The organism is Bradyrhizobium sp. LeoA1Lang, assembly GCF_055413685.1.
This window is the reverse complement of sequence record NZ_JBVAPG010000060.1, coordinates 26548-48169: the sequence shown is the minus strand read 5'-3', so window position 1 is coordinate 48169 and position 21622 is coordinate 26548. Positions and strand designations below refer to the sequence as shown.

Sequence of the window (21622 nt, the reverse complement as noted above, 5' to 3'; positions counted from 1 at the left end):
GAAAGGAAAAAATGGTCATTCGCATTGCGCTCGCCCGTAAGCTCCTGGTCCGCCTCAACGCCAAAGCACGCGAGGCGCGTGCCGCTTACGCCAATGCAACTTGACAATCCAGATAGTCGCTCATCCGTCGCGCATTTCATGCGCGCCACCTTCTCCCACAAGGGGAGAAGGGAAGAACCATCATCACGTGTTCTTCAGCGCCACCCGAAACTCGGCTTCGGTCTTGGACTTGACTTCGTCGAGCGTGACGCCGTCGGCGAGTTCGACCAGCGCCATGCCGTCCTTGCCGTGCTTGTCGATGGTGAAGACGGCCAGATCAGTGACGACCATGTCGACCACGCGTTCGCCGGTCAGCGGCAGCGAACATTGCTTCAGCAGCTTCGCGCCGTCCTTGGCGGAATGCTCCATCACCACGACGACGCGCTTGACGCCGGCGACGAGGTCCATGGCGCCGCCCATGCCCTTCACCATCTTGCCGGGGATCATCCAGTTGGCGAGATCGCCGTTCTGCGCCACCTGCATCGCGCCAAGGATCGAGAGATCGATATGACCGCCGCGCACCATGCCGAAGGAATCGGCGCTGGAGAAATAGCTGGTCGACGGCAATTCGCTCACCGTCTGCTTGCCGGCGTTGATGAGGTCGGCATCCTCCTCGCCCTCATAGGGGAACGGGCCCATGCCGAGCATGCCGTTCTCGCTCTGCAGGCTGACGTCGATCCCCTCGGGTATGTAGTTCGAAACCAGCGTCGGGATGCCGATACCGAGGTTGACGTAATAGCCGTCGCGCAGCTCTTTCGCAGCGCGCGCCGCCATCTGTTCACGGGTCCAGGCCATGGGACTCTCCTGCTAAATTTAGGCTGCGGGGCGCGGGCGGGTGTTGCGGAACTCGATCCGCTTCTTGCCCGTGCCGACCTCGACGATGCGCTTCACGAAAATGCCTGGTGTGTGGATGTGATCGGGATCGATCTCGCCGGTCGGAACCAGATGCTCGACCTCGGCCACCGTGATCTTCGCGGCCGTCGCCATCATCGGGTTAAAGTTGCGCGCGGTCTTGCGATAGACCAGGTTCCCGGCGGTGTCGCCCTTCCAGGCGTGGATAATGGCGAGGTCGGCGAACAGGCCGCGCTCCATGATGTATTTCTCGCCGTCGAATTCCTTCACTTCCTTGCCCTCGGCAATCAGCGTACCGACACCGGTCTTGGTGTAGAAGGCCGGAATCCCGGCGCCGCCGGCGCGGATGCGCTCGGCCAGCGTGCCCTGCGGATTGAATTCGAGCTCGAGCTCGCCGGCGAGATATTGCTGCGCGAACAGCTTGTTCTCGCCGACATAGGAGGAAATCATCTTCTTGATCTGCCGCGTCTCCAGCAGCCGGCTCAACCCGATACCGTCGACGCCGGCATTGTTGGAGACCACCGTCAGGTCCTTGACCCCGGAGTCCCTGATCGCATCGGAGAGGGTTTCGGCGATGCCGCAGAGGCCGAAGCCGCCCGACATGATCATCATGCCGTCCTTAAGGATGCCGTCGAGTGCCGATTTGGCGTCGGGATAGACCTTGTTCATGGAAGAGGACCTGATGGAGGGGCATTGGCAGCCCGAGGGCGCGGACGGCCGTTACAGACCGGGATTATTAGGCGAAATCTTCGCAATGCGTCAATGACGCCCCGTTTCGCCATCTCACCTGCCTACAACCTCGACGATGGCCTTGAAAGCGTCAAGAAAACCCTTCAAGTTGCGTGGCTTGGCAGGGGCGCCCGGTGCGCCGCCCGTTTTATTCGAATATCCGATCACCTCAACCCGACCTGGATATGTCACTGACGATGGCCCAAGGAATGAAGCGCCTGGGGATGCCGATTGCGGCGTTTTTCGGCCTCGCGCTGCTTGGCCTGATCGGGACATCCTGGTTTCTGAACCGGGACGCCCTGCAGCAGGCGGTGGAGGCGCAGATTCGCGCCGTCACCGGGCTCGACCTCGTCGTCAACGGCCATATCGATGTGTCGGTGTTCCCCGGCAGCTATGTCTCGTTCCATGATGTCGGGCTGAAGGGCGGCGGCACCATCGACCCTGCGCTGCGAGTCGACGTGCTGACCGCCAATCTGCGCCTGCTGCCGCTGTTGCTGCGGCGGTTCGAGATCGCCGACGTGATGATGCTCCGGCCGCATATCCATGTCATCAGGGACGGCAAGGGCGACAGCAACTGGACGCCGTTCATCGACACGATCGCGCGCGCGATGAAGCCCGGTGCCGAGAACCAGATGTCGTTCTCGGAGATCCGCATCCAGGACGGCATCCTCAATTACGAGGATGAGAACAACCATGTCAGGGAGCAGCTCGGCGATATCGACCTGTCGCTGGCCTGGCCATCGATCTCGCGTTCCTTTGCCGCAACCGGGCAGTTCGACTGGCGCGGCGAGCGCGTCGACGGCTCGATCAGCGCCAGCGACTTCATCGCGCTGTTGTCGGGCGACCGCTCGGGGCTGAAGGCGCGGCTTGCCAGTGCGCCGCTCAAGCTCGCCTTCGACGGCACGGTCGCCAACCGGACCAGCCTGATGATGGAGGGCAACGCCACCATCGACAGCGTGTCCTTGCGCAACGCGCTGCGCTGGATGAGACAGGCCCCGCCTGGCAGCGGCGGGTTCGGCCGCTTCACGCTGAAGGCGCGCACCAATCTTGTCGGCGGCTCGGTGGCGCTCACCAATGTCAATGTCGAGCTCGACGGCAATGTCGCCGAGGGCGTGATGACCTTTGCCAACAATGGCAGGCAGACGCTGCAGGCGACGCTCGCCGCAGGCAACCTCGATTTCACGCCTTATGTCTCGACCTTCCGCCTGCTCGCCGGCGGCCAGCGCGACTGGAACCGGCAGTTGTTCGATCTGAACGCGCTCTCCGCCACCGACCTCGACATGCGGCTGTCGGCAGCGCGGGTGACGGTCGGCTCGACCAGACTCGGGCGCACCGCGCTCGGCGCCAATTTGCGCGGCGGCACGCTGGCGCTCTCCGTCGCGGAAGCGCAGATGTATGGCGGCATCGCTAAGGGCTCGCTCGGGATCGCGCGCTCGGATGCCATCGCCGATGTGAAGGCGCAGCTCGAGTTCACCGATGTCGACCTGCAGGCCTGCGCCAGCGAATTGTTCGGCGTCAGCAAGCTCACCGGCCGCGGCAATCTCAACGTCGCGCTGACGGCCTCCGGCTCCAGTCCGTTCGGGCTTGCGCAATCGCTCGATGGCACCGCGACGCTGAGCGGTCATGATGGCGCGATCGCGGGCTTCAATATCGAGCAGCTCCTGAAGCGGCTGGAGCGGCGGCCTCTGTCCGGCGGCGGCAATTTCCGCTCGGGCTCGACGCCTTACGACAATCTGACGATTGCCGTGCGGTTCAATGATGGCGTCGCCACCGCCGAGAACATCCGCCTCGAAGGACCTGCGGCCAAGATCACGCTGACCGGCACCGCCTCGGTGCCGTCGCGGGAATACGATCTGAAGGGCGTCGCCAGCCTGAATTCGGCGCCGAGCGGCAGCAACGGTTTTGACCTGCCGTTCGTGGTGCAGGGGCCGTGGGACGATCCTTTGGTATTCCCGGATCCGGAAAGCCTGATCCGCCGCTCGCCGGCATCGTCGCAGTTGCTCAAGGCGATGAAGGACCGCAAGACCGGCGACACCGTGCGCTCGGTGATCGAGCGCCTCACCGGCGGCGCGCGGCAGCCGCCTGCCGATGCCGCGGCATCCCCGACAAGAGCGCCGACGGCGGCCGAGAACGCCAAGCCGAATTGAACTTTTCCGACTTTCGTCGTGGTTCAAAGGCGAACCGTGCGACCAAGATTCCGACGCGCCATCTGGATCAGGCCGCGGCCATGCGCTAGTCTTTTATCCAACCGGTTAAAAAAACCGGCATCAAGACAGGGAGAACAACGTGAAATCCAAGTTGGGTATTGCTGTGCTTTCTTTCGCGGTCGCCGCCATCGGGCTGATCCACGCGACCGCGCCGGCAATGGCGCAGGAGAAGAAGATCACGGTCTGGTGGGGCAAGGGCTTCTACAAATCCGAGGATGACGCGCTCCTCGAGGCGATCAAGAAGTTCGAAGCCAAGACCGGCATCAAGGTCGAGCTGTCGCAATACGCGATCCAGGACATGATCCCGAAGACAGTGGCCGCGCTCGATTCCGGCACCGTGCCCGACGTCGCCTATTCCGATACGTATGACGTGCAGGCCGGCGGCAAATGGGCGTTCGAAGGCAAGCTCGAGGACCTCTCCGACATCCTGCTGCCGATGAAATCGGCCTTCGCCCCGAACACGCTGGAAACCGCCTACCTCTATAACGACCAGACCAAGAAGAAGGGCTATTACGGCTTCCCACTGAAGCAGCAGAGCATGCACGTCCAGATCTGGGGCGACATGCTGCAGCAGGCCGGCTTCAAGCCGAGCGATATCCCGACCAAATGGGCGGATTACTGGTCGTTCTGGTGCGACAAGGTGCAGCCGGCGATCCGCAAGGCGACCGGCAACCGCATCTACGGCGTCGGTCAGCCGATGGGCGTGGAATCGACCGACTCGTTCCAGTCGTTCTACACCTTCATGGACGCCTATGACGTCAAGCTCGTCGACGACGACGGCAAGCTCCTGGTCGACGATCCCAAGGTGCGCGACGGGCTGATCCACGCGCTCAAGGATTACACCGACACCTACATCAAGGGCTGCACGCCACCCTCCTCGACGACCTGGAAGGACCCGGACAACAACGTCGCCTTCCACAACAAGACCATCGTGATGACCCACAACTTCACGATCTCGATCGCGGCGAAATGGTTCGAGGATTCGAACAACCAGGCACTGACGCCGGAGCAGCGCGCCGCCGGCAAGAAGGCCTATGAGGAAACCATCATCACGGCGTCCTTCCCGAACAAGCCGGACGGCAACCCGATCAAGTACCGCTCCGACGTCAAGACCGGCGTGATCTTCACCGCGGCCAAGAACAAGGCCGAGGGCAAGGAGTTCGTCAAATTCCTGCTGCAGGAAGAGAATCTCGGCCCCTATGTCGAAGGTGCGCTCGGCCGCTGGTTCCCGGTCACGGTCGCCGGCCAGAAGAGCCCGTTCTGGCAGGCCGACCGGCATCGCAAGGCGGTCTACACCCAGTTCACCGGCGGCACCACGCCGTTCGACTTCACCAAGAACTACAAGTTCACGATCCTGAACAACGAGAACGTCTGGGCCAAGGCCATGAACCGCGTCGTCAGCGAGAAGGTGCCGGTGGACAAGGCCGTCGACGAACTGATCGCCCGCATCAAGCAGGTCGCGGGCTGACGCCTGCTTCTCCCTCTCCCCGCTCTTCGCGGGGAGAGGGTCGGGGTGAGGGGCTTTCTCCGCTGGCTCGAAACATATGAGTACGCGGAGAGTCCCCTCACCCGGATCGCATCTTGCGATGCGATCCGACCTCTCCCCGCAGGCGGGGCGAGGTGTACGAAATCGACAGGGATGAGTAATGGCGATCACGCTTTCCGATCATGCGATCCCGCGCCCGCCGCTGTCGGCGCGGCTGTCGACGCCGCAAGTCTGGGGCATCGTGCTGCTGGCGCCCTATCTGCTCGTGTTCCTGGCCTTCGTGCTCTATCCCGTCGGTTACGGGCTATGGCTCGCGCGCCATCCGCAAAGCTATGTCGAGCTCTATCACGACCCGATCTTCGCGCGCGCCGCCGTCAACACGCTGATCTTCCTCGTTATCGGCATCAACGTCAAAATGCTGATCGCGCTGTTCCTGTCGGGCTTCTTCGTCCAGCAGCGCGCCTGGATCAGGTGGCTGTCGGTGCTGTTCATCCTGCCCTGGGCGGTGCCGTCGATCCCGACCATCCTGTCGGTACGCTTCATGCTCAATCCGGAATGGGGCGTGGTCAATCACATCATCTTCAGCTTGACCGGCGATGACGGTCCGAACTGGCTCAACGATCCCACGGTGGCACTGACCATGGCGATCGGCGTGCACATCTGGAAGTCGCTGCCGTTCTGGACGCTGATCCTGATGACCGGGCGGCTTGCCATCTCCAACGACCTGTTCGAGGCCGCAGCCGTCGACGGCGCGAGCTTTTGGCAAAAATTCCGCTACATCACCTGGCCGTCGATGCAGACGCTGTACATCACCTGCACGCTGCTCTCGATGATCTGGACGCTCGGCGACTTCAACAGCGTCTATCTCTTGACCGGCGGCGGGCCGGCCGACCTCACCCATGTGCTGTCCACGCTCGGCATCCGCTATCTCCGGCTGGACCAGCTCAATCTGGCGATGGCCTCGATCGTTTGCGCGCTGCCGCTGGTGCTGCCACTCGTCTATTTCATGATGAAACGGTTGTCGCGATGAAGCTCCCTACCCTGCGCGAGATCGGCACCGAGGCCAAGCTGCTCCTGATCGGCATCCCCGTCCTGATCTGGACGTTGGTGCCGATCTATCACATGTTCCTGTTCGCGATCTCGCCGAAGGAGGACGCGTTCTCCGGCAAGCTTTGGCCCGATCATCCGACGCTGCACAATTTCGAGATCGTGTTCCGCCAGCAGCATTACTTCCTGCGTGACTTCTGGATGCAGTTCGGGAATTCAACCGTGATCGCGCTGGCGACCGGGGCGCTGACGCTATTCATCGCCACTACAGCGGCATTCTCGATCTCGCGATTGCGCGCGCCCGGCGGCCGCGCGATGATGAACCTGGCGCTGTTCACTTATTTCATCCCGGCGGCGTTCCTGGCCGTGCCGATGTACCGCACCATGGGCAATTACGGATTGCTCAACAGTCACTGGTCGCTGATCCTGGCGATGGTGACGATCGCTTCGCCCTACGCGATCTGGGTGCTGAAGCAGGCTTCCGACAAATTGCCGGTCGAGCTCGACGAAGCCGCGACCATGGATGGCGCGACCACGCTGCAATTGTTCCGCCTGGTCTATGTGCCTCTGATGATGCCCTCGCTGGTCGCGGTCGGCACCTACGCGATCCTGCTGGCCTGGAACGAATATCTCTACGCGTTCCTGCTGCTGTCGAAGGACACCGATATCACGCTTCCCGTCGCGCTCGGCAACTTCCTTGCCGCCGATGACTCGCCGTGGGAGCTGTTGATGACCACCGGCTTCATCTATGCGCTGCCGCCGGCCGCCATCTACTACGCCTTCAGGCGCTACATGGTGGGCGGCCTCACCGCGGGCGCGGTGAAGTCGTGACTGCTCACAGCGGCGCGGCGCTCTCGCCCTGAGAGCTCGACAGTTTCGAGGCGAACGAGGCGGCCACGATCAGCATGGCGATCAATGCGATCACCAGCGTGCAGATCGCGTTGATCTCCGGCTTCACCCCGAGCCGCACCTCCGAATAAATCCGGATCGGCAGCGTCGCCGAGCCGGGACCGGTGGTGAAGCTTGCGATCACGACGTCGTCGAGCGACAGCGTGAAGGCGAGCATCCAGCCCGCGACAATGGCGGGGATGATCAGCGGCAGCGTCACCATCAGGAACGCCTTCACCGGATTGCAGCCGAGGTCCATCGCGGCCTCCTCCAGACTGCGGTCAAGCGAAGCAAGGCGTGACTGCACCACCACGGTGACGAAGCACATGGTCAGCGTGGTGTGCGCGATGGTCACCGTCCAGAAGCCGCGCTCGGCGTTCAGCGCCACAAACAGCAGGAGCAGCGACAGGCCCGAGATCACCTCCGGCATCACCAGCGGCGAATAGAGCATGCCGGAGAATAGCGCCCGCCCAGCAAAGCGTTCGCCGCGCGCCAGGCCTATGGCCGCGAGCGTGCCGAGCAGCGTCGCAAATGTGGCGGAAACCGCGGCAACGCGCAGGCTCATCCAGGCAGCTTCGAGCATGGCGCGGTCGTTGAAGAACTCGATGTACCAGCGCAGCGACCAGCCGCCCCACACGTTCACCAGCCGCGACGCATTGAACGAAAAGATCACGAGGATCACGATCGGCAGGTAAAGGAACGCGAGCCCGAGCGCCAGCGCGGTCATGTTGAAGCGCGAAAGTCGGTTCACGGTATGCGCCATCAGCGTCGGCCCTCGACCTGCCGGCGCTGCAGCCGGTCATAGAGCACGAGCGGCGGCACCAGCAGCAGCAACAGCGCAATCGCGACGGCGGAGGCCACCGGCCAATCCTTATTGGTGAAGAATTCGAGCCAGAGCGTCTGGCCGATCATCAACGAATTGGAGCCGGCGAGGAGATCGGGGATCACGAACTCGCCGACGATCGGAATGAAGCAGAGCAATACCCCTGCCCCGACGCCCGGCAGTGACAGCGGAAACGTCACGAGCCAGAAGGCCTTCCGCGGCGAGGCGCCCAGATCTTCGGCGGCTTCCAGCAGCGCGCGGTCCATCTTCGCGAGCGTGGCGTAGAGCGGCAGGATCATGAACGGCAGATAGGAATAGACGATGCCGATATACATCGCGGTGTCGGTCGAGAGCCAGACAACCGGCTTGGACACCAGATGCAATGCGAGCAGGATCCGATTGAGCAAACCGTCATGCTGCAAGATGTTGATCCAGGCATAGATGCGGATTAGGAACGAGGTCCAGAACGGCACGATGACCAGGATCATCGCGATGCCCTGCCAGCGCTGCGGCAGCCGCGCCATGCCGTAGGCGATGGGATAGCCGATCACGAGCAGAATCAGCGTCGAGGTTATGGCGACGACGAGGCTACGCAGATAGGACAGGATGTAGAGATTGTCAGAAATCAGCAGCCGGTAATTTTCCAGCGATAACTGTTCGAACGCGCCCTTGAACGCTTCCCACCCCTCGCTGAGGTCGAACACCGGCGTATAGGGCGGCTGCGCGATCGCGGCAGGCTGATCTTCAGCACAAAGCCGAACGGTACCAGGAAAAACAGCGCCATCCAAAGATATGGCGCGATGGCGGCATAGCGCGCCGGACGGGCAAAGATACGGCGCGTGCTCATTGCTCGAGCACCACACCGTCGTCAGGCGCGAACCAGGCGGCCACGCGCTCGCTCGAGCCATAGCCGTCCACGTCAAGCCGCGCGGTATTGGCCATCACGGAGCGCACCACGGCGCCATTGTCGAGCCTGATCCTGTAGGCGGTGAGGCCGCCGAGATAGTTGATCTCCGCAACCTCGCCCTCGAACCGATTGATCGCTTGCAACGCGTCGGCACTCGACGCCAATCCGCGCCGCGATAATTTGATCTTCTCGGGCCGGATCGCGACGGTGACGATCTCTTTCGTCACCGGCTGGCGCGGTTCGGTCACGGTGATGATCCCTGCCTCGCGCGTCGTGACCTTCAGCCTGCCCTGCTCGCGGGAGATGACCTGCCCCTCGAACAGATTGACGTCGCCGACGAACTCGGCGACCCAGCGTGAGGCTGGCGCCTCATAGAGGTCGCGCGGCGTCGCGACCTGCGCCAGGCGGCCTGTGTCCATCACGCCGATCCGGCTCGCCATCGTCATCGCCTCTTCCTGGTCGTGGGTGACGATGATGAAGGTCATGCCAAGGCGGCGCTGCAATTCCATCAATTCTGCCTGCGTGCTCTCCCGCAGTTTCTTGTCGAGCGCGGCCAAGGGCTCGTCGAGCAGCAGCACCTGCGGCCGGCGTGCCAGCGAGCGCGCCAAGGCCACGCGCTGCCGCTGTCCGCCGGAAAGCTGGTCGGGCTTGCGTTTCTCCATCCCTTCGAGCTTGACGAGCGCCACCATCTCGGCGACGCGGGCGGCGATCTCGCCGCGCGCCATGCCAGCGCGCCGCAGGCCGAATGCGATGTTGTCACGCACCGAGAGATGCGGAAACAGCGCATAGTTCTGGAACATCATATTGACGGGCCGCTCATGCGGCATCACCTGCGCGATATCGCGACCAGCAAGCAGGAGGCGTCCCTCGTCCGGGGTCTCGAAACCCGCCAGCATGCGCAACAGCGTGGTTTTGCCGCAGCCGCTCGGGCCAAGCAGGGCGAAGAACTCACCGGCGCGGATGTCGAGTGAAAGCCCGTTGACCGCGGTGAAGTTGCCGAACCTTTTCGTCACGCCCTCGATGCGCAGCAGCGGCATGTCGGTCGCCCTCCGCGGCGCAGTGTCTTCCGTCGTCGAATTATTTGCCGTCTTCGCCAGTTCCTCAGCCATGATTCCCTTTAGCCCGATCGTGACCGCAAGCTAGCGGCGGATCGCCACTGGCTCAACCGCTTCACGCGGCGTCTTTCGCAATATTGTTGTCACAGCCGCCTCTGCTAGATTTCGCCTTCACGTCAGGAGGACGAACGATGAACCGGGACCGCTACGACCTGCCGCTGACGGCCGCTTCCGATCGCGCCGCGGCGCTCTACCGTGATGGCATCGACTGTATCCTTGCGGCCTGGCATGGCGCGGATGCGGCCTTTGAGGCGGCCATCGCCGAGGATCCCGATTTCGCACTGGCGCATGTGGCGCGTGCCCGCGTCCATCAGATCAACATGGAAGGCGCGGCGGCCCGCGACAAGGCGGCAATAGCCCGGCAATTGGCCGCGACCGCGAGCCGGCGCGAGCGGCAGCACGTCGAGATCGTAGCCTCGGTGGTCGAAAGCCAGACCAGGAAGGCACTACAAGCTGCCGAACAGCACCTCGCGGAATTTCCGCGCGACGCGCTGATCCTGTCGCTGCTGCTCGGCGCCTTCGGCCTCTACGCTTTCTCAGGGCGCGCCGACCACGACGCGGCGCGGCTTTCGATTTGCCAGCGCTACGCCGCCGATTATGGCGAGGACTGGTGGTTCCTGACCTATCTCGGCTGGTCGCAAACCGAGGCGGGCGACGTCGTCACGGGCCGCGATATCACCGAGCGCGCCTATTGGATGAAGCCGGCAAACGCCAGCGCGGCCCATGCCCTGTCGCATGCGCTGTTCGAGCAGGGTGATCCCACGCAAGGCCGCACCTTCCTGTCCGGCTGGCTGCCGGCCCACGACCGGGTAAGCTTCCTGCAGGGACACCTTGCCTGGCACCTGGCACTGATCGCGCTCGAGGACGGTGACACTGGCGGCGCGCTCGACATCTACGAGCGGCATATCAGACCTCAGGGGCGCCCCTATCCGCCGCTAAACATTCTGACGGATACCACCTCGCTGCTGTGGCGGCTCTGGCTGGCGGGAAGGACCGGGCTTGAATCGCATTGGCAGGAAGTGTTCGCCTACGGAGAGAAATTCTTCCCGAAAGCCGGCGCGCATTTTGCCGACGTCCACCACGCCTTGGCGGTCGCGGCGAGCAACGGCGGCGCGCTGGAGACACGGCTTGCGGAAATGGAGGCACGGCGCGCCGAGGGCAAGCTGGCGCCCGGCGCTTCTGCGATCGGTCTTTGCCGCGGCATCCAGGCATTCGCGTCAGCCGACAACGACGGCGCTGTCCGCATCCTCGGGCCGTTGATGCCCGAACTGGTGCGGATCGGCGGCAGCCACGCCCAGCGCGAGCTTTGGGAGGACACGTTCATCGTCGCCTGTCTTCGCGCGAGGCGAGGCGAGAAGGCGACAAAGCTGATCGCCGATCGCCTGCATCGGCGGCCGTCCCGCCGCGACGAAGCATGGTCGCGCGAGACAGGTTGAGACAGGGCCTTCAGCTAGAGCCTGTAATTGTAAATCCGGAACCCATGGACTTGGCGATATCCGCACTATACTCCGAAGCAGACATCCCGACCGGCCTTCAGCATGTGGGCTTTGGGCCACAGGTGGATTGGGATCCTCGTGAATAGATCCCAGGTTAACTCCTCCTACAGTCAAGACGCCTCGCGTCTTCCTGGTTCGGCGTCAGGATTGGGATTATCTTGTGCCGCGACTAAACAGTAACAAAAACGGCAACTGCTGGCGGTTCGCTCGGGTTCGCTGAAGTGGCGCGAGTGGCCTCCTTCGTGATGGCCGAAATCGAATTTCCAGACTTCCGAACTATACTGGCGAACTGTTCGTCCGAGAGCTTGAGGCGCTTGCGCAAGACCTTGACCTGCACTTTATCTCTCAAATCCAACGCATTACGGAAATAGGTGGGCTTGCGCCTATTCATTGTGGTTCACTCGCGATGAAAGGATACGGTTGAACCGCGACTAGGCGGGCGTTACGCCGCTTGGTCGCGATGGTGACTGTCCCACTCCTCGTGAAGATTCCGTCTCCGTTGAGAAAACCTATGGCATGGACCAACGTTCCGCCGTATTTGGAAATATCTGACTGTCGAGCAGAGACCGGTTATAGGCTGCCGCAGCATTGGAGCCTCTTACTTTCCGTCTATCGTTTTCGGCTTTGTGGGCTGCTCGCACCTTGCCCCGGACATATTCCGTGAGGCCGCCAACCTCGTCATTCGGCGCTTCCGAAGTAAATCCATTCTGGATCGAAAGCGCTGGGTTTAAGGGGCGGTCCGTGTCTTCCAGTCTACCCCGATAAGCAGACGATTTCAGAGCTACGCCGTACTTCGCATAGGGCCAGAAACGGACTATCTCTGATCTGTCAATATTGCGGCAGCGAATGCTCGAGGAAAAAACGCAGCATTTCTCTTGTTGCGTCCGGTCCTCGCGGATCAGTGTAGGAGCCCGCGGAGCTTCCCCCCGACCATGCGTGTCCGGCTCCGTGGATGCTCCAGTGCTCAAGGACGTGGCGCCCTCTGGCGTCGCTATGGACGGTGCGAGTATAGGCGTGACCTCCAGCCACCTGCCCACGATGAACGTTTCTTTCCGTGCTCACCGCATTGATGAACTGCTCAATAACTTGATCGCCGTTCTTTGGGTGCACTGTACTGTCGCGATCGCCGTGAAAAACAATGGTCGGAACAGGGTCGGTCGAACCCGTCCGATGGTTAAAGCCGCCGCCTTGTCGCATGGCGAGGAGCGCAGAGGGAAGGTCGGTGGCGGCACCACATGCAAGGCCAGAATGTACACCCACGGCCGCGTATAGATCGTTATATGTTGCTCCCATGATGACCGCTGCGGCCGCTCCGGCTGATAATCCAGCCACGTAGACACGCATTTGATCAACTGAGTACTCCCGCATGATTTGGCGCGTGATCCCCGCGATAAGCGAGGGCTCCCCTGTGCCACGCTGCTGGTCGGTTGTGCGAAACCAATTCCAGCATTTCGCGTGATTTGCTTCGCTACGCTGCGCGGGATAGACCACAAAGCAAGGTTGTGCTTCTGCGATGAAATTCATTCTCGTGCCGGCGGCGAAATCTTCTGGCGACTGGGTGCAACCGTGGAGCATGACGATCAACGGAATGGGCTGCCCGTGATACCGGCTCGGAATGAAGAGCCTGTAGGCACGACTTCCCGCAGGATTGCTATAGCTGCCGTCGATAAATCTCGCACCCTCCGGCACGATGTCGCGCATGGACGGCGGAGCGCGCTTTATTGCGCGCCGCAATGGGAGCCCAACGAAACTGTTTGTGCGATTTGACGACGCGCGGACCTTGCGCGGTTGAGCGGATGTGCTCCGCGCTGACTGCGGGCTCTCCGTTTCTTCAACCCAATTTGCTTTCGCATCTATAATTAACGGTGCACCTCCTGGGAGGGCGATGGGGTCGGTGCGCAATGTCGCATCCGGCGCTCGTTCACCGCAAAGCATTTGCTGGAGAAGTGCCGTCGCCTCGACGAGTCGGCCCGCGCGCGTGAGACGTGTGGCTTCGCGAATGATGTCCTGTCTGAGCATCGCCATCACCGCGTCCTGTCGGTTAGCGCGGCTTTGACCGCCGGAGTGGCATGGAGAGCGCCAAGCACGGAGACCGAAGCAATCGTGGCGCGAGCAAGCTCGGGTGTGACGTCTTGGGCGATTGTCGCAAGGCCCAGAACATTGATGTGCAGCATCTCGCCGGCGCGTCGGACCGTTTCGAGATCCTCACGGCTGTAATTCCGTAGACCGAGGTCCAGGCTTTTCCGAGCAGTCGACTGTTTGACCACATCCGCATGACGTTCGAGTTGGTTGCGGATGGCTGTGCGAATGAAATCGGTTCGGTTCGAGTAGAACCCTTCCTGGACCATGAGGTCGACCTGCCCAAGGTCGACATAACCCAGATTGATCGTGATTTTCTCGCTATCTGGCTGCTTCGGCCGGAGTTCGCGGACATTGTTCGACATAGCTTTTTCCATCCATATGACATCCGTATGGATGGTAATTGGATGTCAACTCGGAGTATTCAAGGGGCTCGCCCTCAAGAAAGTATCTGCCTTTGGCGGGGCCTGGTGTATCCGCGTACAGCTCGAATAACTCGATCCAGGTTGTTTGCCGGCAATAGGTCACTCGTGGGATAGCGCCAATGGTGACGTCGCGCTCTCAGGCGATTGGTTGATCCAGCGATGGCACCCGGGCGATGTACTCTTCAGCACGCTCGCCTCCGAGAGCGGCGCAACAGCGGATATGCCGTGAGGTCCGCGTCGGGCCAAATCCGGACATTCTCTTTGCTGCCTCTTCGACAAAAGAGCCGCGAACGACGATGGGGCTTCTTCGGTCCGAGTTGCGGGCTGGCCTGTCGGCCAGAAGATCTCCGGTTTAGTCTAGGATGGTTCCAAGCCGAGCGCTTGCGCGCTCTCCATCCAAACCGGCAATTCCCGCTGATACAAAGCGTTGCTGTCCTTGAAGCCGAGCGCTGGTTCGAGCACGAAAGTGCTGAGAACTTCCTTCACTTTCGGATCGCTATTGGCTGCCACGCAGAGTTCCGCCAACCGGTCGACGATCGGCTGTGGCGTCGCCTTCGGCAACGCCCAGCCCGTGAAACCGCTCACCGTGAAGAATTTCGCTGTCGCGCCCTGTTCAGGCAGAGTCCTGATGTTCGGGATCGCGTCGACCTTCTTCGAATGCACCGCGAACACAACTCCGCGACGACTCTGCAGGACGGATTGCGCGGCGGTGTAGCTGCCCATCGCGACATCGAGCGTGCCTTCCGCCAGCCCCGTCCACATTGGCGCTTCGCCTCGGTAGTGGATCGGCTCGATGTTGAGACCATATTGTTTGTTGAGCTCATTGATCGTCATGTGCGGGGCCGAGCCCGCGCTATAGGTGCCGAAGTTCACCTTGCCGCTCTTGCGCGCGAAAGCGACGAATTCATCCAACGTCTTGACGCCAGCCTTCGGGCTTGCGACCAGCAGCAGCCCAGCACCCGGGATAATGCTGACGAGCGTCAGGTCCTTGTCCATGTCGTAGCCGGGGTTCTTCATCATCACTCTGTTCATCACGTAGGTGGTCGAGATGGAGCACAGGATCGTGTGGCCATCTGGGTCCGCGCGCATGACTTCCGCGGCGCCTATGGAGCCCGAGGCCCCCGCTCTGTTCTCTATGACGACAGTCTTTCCCACCTGCCTGGAGATGAATTCGCCGAAGGCGCGCGCGAGCAGGTCGGTCTGCCCACCCGCCGGATAGCTGCAGATCATACGGATTTGCCGCGACGGCCACGCCTCCTGCGCGGCGGCCCTGCGCAAGAGGAACGGCATCGCCGCCGCTGTCGTACCGGCAGCAATGAAGTGACGGCGATCAAGTTTCGCTGACATGGCTCCCTCCCTGAATTTTTCATCAGGGTATCGCATCGTCCGACCTCGGCCAGGGGCGAAAGACGGGACAGATTGGCGCAGAGGCGCGTCAGAAGCGAACGTTTACGAACGTCCGCTTTCATCCATTTCAGAAGTTGGCATTGCCAGGGCGCGCCGAGTCGTCTGGTCGCTCGCACACACCAGATCGAGTCGGAAGTCGAAGTTCAGGGGCTTTTCCTGCCGACGATTCCGTCGCTTTCGAGGGCCTTGGCGATCTGCTCGAGGATTGCCTCCGTCGAGTCCCTATTTGCCAAACTGCTCTGCGCTGGAGCAGGCTGCTGGTCCAGGGACACGTTCACCTTTGGCACCAGCTCGCCGAGTTCCTGCTCGACGCGGCTCCAATCCCGCTGATCCATGGCATCCTCCCCACTGATCAATTGCAAGACTACCGCGGGAGGTCTTCGGCAAAAAAGCAAAAGGCGTCCGATGGTTAAGACTGGCCTAAGCGGCCGCGACGACAGCACGCCCATGCCGGCCGGCAGTCTCGCTTTATGGACATACACCTAGTTCAAAGCCGCGTTCGCCATGAACGCTGCGAGCGCGTCGTGATCCGCCGGCGGCATGGTCAGGCCGAGCTTGGAGCGGCGCCACAAGATATCGTCCGGGAACCGCGCCCACTCTCTTGCCATCAGATAGCGCACCTCGGCGCCGGTCAGCTCCGGCCCAAAGGAGGGACCGAGGTCGGATTTCGCCTTGGCATTCCCAAGGATCGCTTCAACCCTCAACCCGTAGGCACCAAGCAGCCGCCTCGCCTCTTGCTCGCTCAGGAAACGCCAGCGATCCCTGATGATATCGACCTCGGTCTCGAACCGGCCAAAGGCAAAATCGCCGCCCGGCAGCGGCGCCTTGGCGGTCCAGCGCGGCGACATCGGATAGAACGCCGTCAGTTCGGAGACAGCCTTTTCCGCGCGCAGCCGCGAGGTGGTGACGTCACCGCCGAAGACAGTGATCAGCGGCGCCTTGCCGCGCTTGAAATCAAACTTCATCCCGCCGTCCCGCAACCGGCCGCCCGCCGCACCTATCGCCATATTGGCGCCGGAGACCGGCCGCACCACGTCGACGAGTTCGATCCGCTCGCGGAAATAGCGGTTGGCCGCCTCACAGAGGTAGGTGATATCAGTTGCGCTCATCGCAACGATGGCGGGATCGCCCTTGAACGGTCGCGAGACCGTCCCGATCAGCGTGAAATCGCCGGCATAGGGGCTGGCGAAGATCAGCCGTCCATCGCCGTTCCGGAACACGTAGACATTGTCGTTGTCGAACAGCCGCCGGACCACGATCCGGCTCATCTGCACCATCGAAAGCGCGGGGGCCGGAACGCGCAGCACGGTTTCGGCGACGGACGGCATCCAGGCGCCGCTCGCGTTGACCAGCGAGCGCGCGGTGATCACCCGGCGATAGCCGCGATCGATCACGATCAGCCGCCAGGTTTCGCCGCGCTCGCCGCGGGCGACGCGCGCGCCGGTATGGATCGCGGCACCCCGCTCGGCCGCATCGAGCGCCAGCAGGGCCGCGAGCCTGCTGTCATCGACCACGCAATCCGAATATTCAAAGGCGGTGCCGAACGGCCGCTTCAGCGCTTCGCCGATCGGATGGTGCGAGATGTCGACGGTCGTCGATGCCGGAAGACCGGTGCGCGATGCCAGCCGGTCGTAGAGCAGCAGCCATGAGCGCAACTGCCATTCGGGGCGCCCCTCGGCATGGGCGGGAATCGCAAAGCGCATCGGCCGCACCAGATGCGGCGCGATCCTGAGCCAGACCTCACGCTCCTTCAGCGCGGCGCGGACGCGGAAGAAATTGCAGCGTTGCAAGCCAGCGAGATCGCCATGGATCAGCCGCGGCGAGGCCGAGGAGGCGCCGCCGGCGAAATCGCCCTGCTCCAGCAAGATCACGCGCAGGCCGCGTCCCACAGCGTCGCGCGCAATGCTGACACCGTTCAAGCCGCCGCCGATGATCGCGAGATCGTAATCCGCCATGCCGGAAGGTCATAGCGTTCTCACGTGAAGGAGATACAGGCTCGGGTGAAGAAAACCCGTCCAACAAGACCTACCCGGTCTTGCGGACCAGCTCCACGACATTGCCGCCGTTGCCGACCAACGCCGCATACTGGCCGACCGGCGCCGGCTTGCCGATCAGATAGCCCTGCACCGCGTCGCACCCCTCCTTTGCCAGGAAGCCGAGTTGCTCCTCGGTTTCCACGCCCTCGGCAACGATCGACATCTGCAGGCCGTGACCGAGATCGATGACGGCACGGACGATCGCCGCCGATTGCGGGTTGCGGCCGAGATTGATGACGAAGGCGCGGTCGATCTTGATCTTGTCGAAGGGGAACGCCTGCAGATAGCTCAGCGAGGAGTAGCCGCTGCCGAAATCGTCCATCGAGATGCGCACGCCGAGCGCCTTCAGCCGCCTGAGCAGCGCCAGGCCGCGATCGAAATCCTCGATCAGCACGCCCTCGGTGATTTCGAGCTCGAGCCTGTCCGGCCGCAAGCCGGTTTCGAGCAGGATCGAATGCACGAGGCCGACCAGATCGCCGTGCATGAACTGCGCCGGCGAGAGGTTGACCGCGATCTGCAGCGGCTGCTTCCAGGAGGCCGCTTCGCGGCAGGCCTCGCGCAGGATCCATTCGCCCATCTCGACGATCAGGCCGCCTTCTTCCGCAAGCGGAATGAAATCCGCCGGCGAGACGAAGCCGCGCACCGGATGCTGCCAGCGCGCCAGGGCCTCGAAACCGATCACCGCGCTCTCGGCCACCGTAGCGCCCGCCGCAGCCAGCGGCTGGTAGTAGAGCGACAATTCGCCGTTCCTGATCGCGGCCGAGAGGTCCTGATGCAGCACGCGGCGGTCGCGGATCTGCTGGTCCATTTCCGGCTCATAGATCGAGATCGTGCCCCGCGATTTCGCCTTCGCGCGGAACAGCGCTGCGCCGGCATTGGCGAGCAGCGAGGCGGCATCCGCGCCATTGTGCGGGAATACCGAGATGCCGGCGGTGACGCCGGTGCGGACCGATTTGCCGTCGATTACGAATTCCTGGGCGAGCGCCTCCGCCACCTGCTCGGCAAGAACGATGCCGGCGGCCGGCTGCTTGCCGTCGATGATCAGGCCGAACTCGTCGCCGGAGAGGCGCGCGACCACGCCGCCGCGCGCCGAGGTCTGCAGGCGCCGGGCCACTTCGATCAGCAATTTGTCGCCGATCGCATGGCCAAACACGTCGTTGATCTCTTTCAGGCCATCGAGATCGACGCAAAGCACAGCGAATTCCTCGTCGGTGCCGCCGCAGGCCTCGATCATCTGCGCCAGCGCCTGCAGGAAAGCGGCGCGGTTCGGCAAATCGGTCAAACCGTCGTGATAGGCCATGTGGGCCATGCGCGATTCTGTCTGGCGCCGGTCGGTGACGTCCTCATGCGTCTTGATCAGGTATTGCGGCTCGCCATGCTCGTCGAGCACGGTCATGCGGCGGGTCAGGAACAGCCGCAAGCCGTCCTTGGTCGAGATCGGATGCTCCTCGGTGAGCAGGCCGCGTTTCTTGATCGCGGCCTCGTCGCGCGCGATGATCAGCTTGGCCTCGCGCGGATTGAAGATGTCCGTTGCCGTCAGCCCGGTGGCATCCTCGCGCCGGCGGTTGAGGATGGTCTCGGCCGAACGGTTGGCGAGCAAATATCGGCCGTCGCTGACGCGTTCGACGATCAGCGAGACCGGAATGTTGTCGACCACGAGCTCGAGGAACTTCTTGGCGTTCTCCAATTCCCGCGACAGCGAACGGCGGTCGGTGACGTCATCGAACAGCGCGATGAGGAATTCCGGCTCGCCGTTCTCGTTGCGCGCGATCACGCGGTTGGAGGCGAGAATGCGCCGCTCCGAGCCACGCTCGACCCAGAACTCATTGCGGAAGAAGCCTTCCGGCGCCTCCAGCGCCGCCTTGTCCGCGGCCGCGATGCTGGCGGCGGTCTCGGGACTAAAGATCTCGTCGGCGCGGTTGCCGACGATGCGATCGCGCGAGAAGCGCGAGAACCGCTCGAAGGCGCGGTTCGCGAAGATGTAACGGCCGTCCTCGATGTTTTTCGCGGCCACGCAGACTGGTACGTTGTCGAGCACCGATTCCAGGAACTGGGTGGTGGACGCGAGCTTGCGCGACAGTTGCCGCTGGCCGGTGCAGTCTTCGTGCGTCGCGATCGATCCGCCATTGGGCAGCCCGAAATGCCGGACCACGACCGACTTGCCGTTGGGCAATTCCGTCACCATCCCCTCGGGGTTGGCGGCCCGGACATAGAACTCTGCAGGCGTGACATCCATCAAGCCGCGCCGGTAGCGCATTTTCAGCAGTTCGGGCCCGGTCATGTTGCGCGGTATGTCGGAGCGCGACAGGCCATAGATCTCGAGATAGCGATCGTTGCAGAACACGATCCGCTTTTGCGCATCGGTCATCACCACGCCCTGGTTCAGATGGTTGAGGGCGGAGCTGACGAAGGCATTGCGCCGGAGTTGTACGCGCTGCACCCTTCGCAGCGCCGAAAGCACCGAGAGCGTGACCGCGCCCAGGAAGGAGGCGACGACGGTGCCGCCGATCAGGAGCTCCCAGACCAGGTCGGGCGCAAGCGAACCGATATCGCTCGATGGGACAAAGCCGGCTGATGCAGCGAGCGCCAGTCCGGCCGACGCAATGGCGGCGACAAGGCACACGACGACAAGCGCCGGAATCACATTCCTCCCGCCTGCCTGCCCTTTCTTGCCAGCCATTCCGTCACCTTGCGGATTTCCGCATTACAGTGTCTGGCCTTGGCAGTTTGGATCGGGTAAACGCCGCGCGATGCAACCGCAAAATGTGACTTAATTTAGGGCAATTGCCCTGACATGATTAATGCCGCACTAATGCCGGTGCGCCACGAGGCCTATTTCGAGGCCATCCGGGGCGTTGCTACCAAGGCTCGGATGGACAACAACAAGCAGAAACCCTATTCGCGCCGATTCCCGGACTTGAAGGATCCATGGACAGAGTTGATTGCGTCGTCATCGGAGCGGGTGTGATCGGGCTTGCCGTCGCACGCCGCCTCGCGCAAGCAGGGCGCGAGGTGATCGTGCTGGAAGCCGCCGAGGGGATCGGCACCGTGACCTCCTCGCGTAACAGCGAGGTGATCCATGCCGGCATCTACTACCGGGCCGGCAGCCTGATGGCGCGGATGTGCGTCAGCGGCAAGCATTCGCTTTACCGCTATTGCAAGGAGCACGGCGTCCCCTATCGCAATTGCGGCAAGCTGATCGTCGCGACCACGCCGAAAGAGACCGAAAAGCTGCAATCGATCCGCGCCCATGCCGAGGCCAATGGCGTACTCGACATGGAGCTGCTTTCGGGCGAAGCCGCCCGCGCGATGGAGCCAGCGTTGAATTGCGACGCCGCGCTGCTGTCGCCGTCCACCGGGATCATCGACAGCCACGCCTATATGCTGGCGCTCAGGGGCGATGCGGAGGCCACCGGCGCCGCATTCGCGTTCCATACCCCGCTGCTCCGCGCCAAGGCGGCCGCCGGCCGGATCGAGATCGAGGCCGGCGGCGAGGCGCCGATGACGCTGGCATGCGACCTGCTGGTCAATGCCGCAGGCCTCGGGGCGCCGGCGGTCGCGCGCGGCATCGAGGGCATGCCGCTCGAATTGATCCCATGCGCCTATCTCGCCAAGGGAAACTATTTCAGTTGCAGCGCGCGGGCACCGTTTTCGCGGCTGATCTACCCGGTGCCCGAGCCCGGCGGGCTCGGCGTGCACCTCACCCTGGACATGGCCGGGCAGGCCCGCTTCGGCCCGGATGTGGAATGGGTGGAGAGCATCGACTACGCCGTCGATCCGGCGCGCGCGGACCGCTTCTATCCGGCAATCCGCAAATATTGGCCCGGACTGCCGGACGGGGCGCTGATGCCAAGCTATTCCGGGATCCGGCCGAAGATCGTCCCGCCGGCGGTGGCGACGCAGGATTTCCTGATCCAGGGGCCGCGCGATCACGGCGTCACTGGATTGATCAATCTGTTTGGTATCGAATCGCCCGGCCTGACGTCGTCGCTCGCGATCGCCGATTACGTCGGCGAATTCGTGTGAGCAGTCGCAACATCTGCCACGGATGAGCGCTTCGGCGCCCATCCGGCCTGAAGTGGTGTA

16 protein-coding genes and 2 pseudogenes are annotated in these 21622 nt (G+C 62.8%); 7 read left to right on the top strand and 11 right to left on the bottom strand.

All coding sequences use genetic code 11. The features are described 5' to 3' along the window. A pseudogene (locus ACZYOF_RS20995) lies at positions 1 to 104 on the top strand (IS110 family transposase); the annotation flags it as partial. 79 nt (positions 105 to 183) lie between these two features. Here ACZYOF_RS20995 and ACZYOF_RS20990 read toward each other — a convergent pair. Then, entirely contained in the window at positions 184 to 834 is a 651-nt protein-coding gene (locus ACZYOF_RS20990) for a CoA transferase subunit B (protein WP_130582135.1), read from the bottom strand. An 18-nt stretch (positions 835 to 852) separates the two neighbouring features. Beyond that, positions 853 to 1560 carry a CoA transferase subunit A gene (locus tag ACZYOF_RS20985; RefSeq protein WP_463716970.1) on the bottom strand — a complete coding sequence of 236 codons (708 nt, stop codon included), beginning with the start codon at positions 1558 to 1560 and terminating at the stop codon, positions 853 to 855. A gap of 257 nt (positions 1561 to 1817) precedes the next feature. Between ACZYOF_RS20985 and ACZYOF_RS20980 the strand changes: the two genes are divergently transcribed. From ACZYOF_RS20980 to ACZYOF_RS20965, 4 genes are all read left to right on the top strand, one after another. Beyond that, on the top strand, positions 1818 to 3767 hold the full coding sequence (locus ACZYOF_RS20980) for an AsmA family protein (RefSeq protein ID WP_463716969.1): 1950 nt from the start codon (positions 1818 to 1820) through the stop codon (positions 3765 to 3767). Between the two features lie 139 nt (positions 3768 to 3906). Continuing rightward, complete coding sequence (locus ACZYOF_RS20975; RefSeq protein WP_282531141.1) at positions 3907 to 5295, top strand: ABC transporter substrate-binding protein; 1389 nt, start codon at positions 3907 to 3909, stop codon at positions 5293 to 5295. Between the two features lie 178 nt (positions 5296 to 5473). Then, positions 5474 to 6343: a carbohydrate ABC transporter permease gene (locus ACZYOF_RS20970; protein WP_463716968.1), complete on the top strand. Its 870-nt coding sequence runs from the start codon at positions 5474 to 5476 to the stop codon at positions 6341 to 6343. Then, positions 6340 to 7191: a carbohydrate ABC transporter permease gene (locus tag ACZYOF_RS20965; RefSeq protein ID WP_130582139.1), complete on the top strand. Its 852-nt coding sequence runs from the start codon at positions 6340 to 6342 to the stop codon at positions 7189 to 7191. Before ACZYOF_RS20970 ends, ACZYOF_RS20965 begins: the two co-directional genes overlap by 4 nt. A gap of 4 nt (positions 7192 to 7195) precedes the next feature. On the opposite strand, the gene ACZYOF_RS20960 is transcribed toward ACZYOF_RS20965, so the two are convergent. The 3 genes and pseudogenes from ACZYOF_RS20960 to ACZYOF_RS20950 form a co-directional block, all read right to left on the bottom strand. Continuing rightward, positions 7196 to 8011 (bottom strand): ABC transporter permease, encoded by an 816-nt coding sequence (locus ACZYOF_RS20960; protein WP_130582140.1) that lies wholly within the window; start codon positions 8009 to 8011, stop codon positions 7196 to 7198. Beyond that, positions 8011 to 8918, bottom strand: a pseudogene (locus ACZYOF_RS20955) (ABC transporter permease). Before ACZYOF_RS20955 ends, ACZYOF_RS20960 begins: the two are co-directional and overlap by 1 nt. Next, complete coding sequence (locus tag ACZYOF_RS20950; protein ID WP_463716967.1) at positions 8915 to 10087, bottom strand: ABC transporter ATP-binding protein; 1173 nt, start codon at positions 10085 to 10087, stop codon at positions 8915 to 8917. Before ACZYOF_RS20950 ends, ACZYOF_RS20955 begins: the two are co-directional and overlap by 4 nt. A 137-nt stretch (positions 10088 to 10224) precedes the next feature. Between ACZYOF_RS20950 and ACZYOF_RS20945 the strand changes: the two genes are divergently transcribed. Then, entirely contained in the window at positions 10225 to 11529 is a 1305-nt protein-coding gene (locus tag ACZYOF_RS20945; RefSeq protein WP_463716966.1) for a tetratricopeptide repeat protein, read from the top strand. Between the two features lie 888 nt (positions 11530 to 12417). On the opposite strand, the gene ACZYOF_RS20940 is transcribed toward ACZYOF_RS20945, so the two are convergent. The 6 genes from ACZYOF_RS20940 to ACZYOF_RS20915 form a co-directional block, all read right to left on the bottom strand. After that, positions 12418 to 13608: an extracellular catalytic domain type 1 short-chain-length polyhydroxyalkanoate depolymerase gene (locus tag ACZYOF_RS20940; protein WP_463716972.1), complete on the bottom strand. Its 1191-nt coding sequence runs from the start codon at positions 13606 to 13608 to the stop codon at positions 12418 to 12420. A 5-nt stretch (positions 13609 to 13613) separates the two neighbouring features. Next, on the bottom strand, positions 13614 to 14033 hold the full coding sequence (locus ACZYOF_RS20935) for a CopG family transcriptional regulator (protein ID WP_282531136.1): 420 nt from the start codon (positions 14031 to 14033) through the stop codon (positions 13614 to 13616). Positions 14034 to 14450: 417 nt separating this feature from the next. Continuing rightward, the gene (locus tag ACZYOF_RS20930; protein ID WP_130582235.1) at positions 14451 to 15440 is read right to left on the bottom strand and encodes a Bug family tripartite tricarboxylate transporter substrate binding protein; all 990 of its coding nucleotides are present in this window, start codon (positions 15438 to 15440) and stop codon (positions 14451 to 14453) included. 203 nt (positions 15441 to 15643) lie between these two features. Then, the gene (locus ACZYOF_RS20925) at positions 15644 to 15835 is read right to left on the bottom strand and encodes a hypothetical protein (RefSeq protein WP_130582236.1); all 192 of its coding nucleotides are present in this window, start codon (positions 15833 to 15835) and stop codon (positions 15644 to 15646) included. A gap of 147 nt (positions 15836 to 15982) precedes the next feature. Further along, a complete protein-coding gene (locus tag ACZYOF_RS20920; RefSeq protein WP_463716965.1) occupies positions 15983 to 17455 on the bottom strand; it encodes a glycerol-3-phosphate dehydrogenase in 1473 nt (490 codons plus the stop codon). Between the two features lie 70 nt (positions 17456 to 17525). Further along, the gene (locus tag ACZYOF_RS20915; RefSeq protein ID WP_463716964.1) at positions 17526 to 20216 is read right to left on the bottom strand and encodes a sensor domain-containing protein; all 2691 of its coding nucleotides are present in this window, start codon (positions 20214 to 20216) and stop codon (positions 17526 to 17528) included. A 248-nt stretch (positions 20217 to 20464) separates the two neighbouring features. Here ACZYOF_RS20915 and ACZYOF_RS20910 point away from each other — a divergent pair, with 248 nt between their 5' ends. After that, positions 20465 to 21562, top strand: coding sequence for an NAD(P)/FAD-dependent oxidoreductase (locus tag ACZYOF_RS20910; protein WP_463716963.1), 1098 nt, complete (start codon positions 20465 to 20467; stop codon positions 21560 to 21562). Positions 21563 to 21622 lie beyond the last annotated feature (60 nt).

Excerpts from the sequence above, each read along its gene's own strand:
- ACZYOF_RS20960 (WP_130582140.1), bottom strand. The coding sequence starts at position 8,011 with ATGGCGCATACCGTGAACCGACTTTCGCGCTTCAACATGACCGCGCTG.
- ACZYOF_RS20980 (WP_463716969.1), top strand. The coding sequence starts at position 1,818 with ATGGCCCAAGGAATGAAGCGCCTGGGGATGCCGATTGCGGCGTTTTTC.
- ACZYOF_RS20915 (WP_463716964.1), bottom strand. The coding sequence starts at position 20,216 with ATGGCTGGCAAGAAAGGGCAGGCAGGCGGGAGGAATGTGATTCCGGCG.
- ACZYOF_RS20940 (WP_463716972.1), bottom strand. The coding sequence starts at position 13,608 with ATGCTCAGACAGGACATCATTCGCGAAGCCACACGTCTCACGCGCGCG.
- ACZYOF_RS20930 (WP_130582235.1), bottom strand. The coding sequence starts at position 15,440 with ATGTCAGCGAAACTTGATCGCCGTCACTTCATTGCTGCCGGTACGACA.
- ACZYOF_RS20910 (WP_463716963.1), top strand. The coding sequence starts at position 20,465 with ATGGACAGAGTTGATTGCGTCGTCATCGGAGCGGGTGTGATCGGGCTT.
- ACZYOF_RS20945 (WP_463716966.1), top strand. The coding sequence starts at position 10,225 with ATGAACCGGGACCGCTACGACCTGCCGCTGACGGCCGCTTCCGATCGC.
- ACZYOF_RS20925 (WP_130582236.1), bottom strand. The coding sequence starts at position 15,835 with ATGGATCAGCGGGATTGGAGCCGCGTCGAGCAGGAACTCGGCGAGCTG.
- ACZYOF_RS20970 (WP_463716968.1), top strand. The coding sequence starts at position 5,474 with ATGGCGATCACGCTTTCCGATCATGCGATCCCGCGCCCGCCGCTGTCG.
- ACZYOF_RS20990 (WP_130582135.1), bottom strand. The coding sequence starts at position 834 with ATGGCCTGGACCCGTGAACAGATGGCGGCGCGCGCTGCGAAAGAGCTG.
- ACZYOF_RS20935 (WP_282531136.1), bottom strand. The coding sequence starts at position 14,033 with ATGTCGAACAATGTCCGCGAACTCCGGCCGAAGCAGCCAGATAGCGAG.
- ACZYOF_RS20920 (WP_463716965.1), bottom strand. The coding sequence starts at position 17,455 with ATGGCGGATTACGATCTCGCGATCATCGGCGGCGGCTTGAACGGTGTC.
- ACZYOF_RS20985 (WP_463716970.1), bottom strand. The coding sequence starts at position 1,560 with ATGAACAAGGTCTATCCCGACGCCAAATCGGCACTCGACGGCATCCTT.
- ACZYOF_RS20965 (WP_130582139.1), top strand. The coding sequence starts at position 6,340 with ATGAAGCTCCCTACCCTGCGCGAGATCGGCACCGAGGCCAAGCTGCTC.
- ACZYOF_RS20950 (WP_463716967.1), bottom strand. The coding sequence starts at position 10,087 with ATGGCTGAGGAACTGGCGAAGACGGCAAATAATTCGACGACGGAAGAC.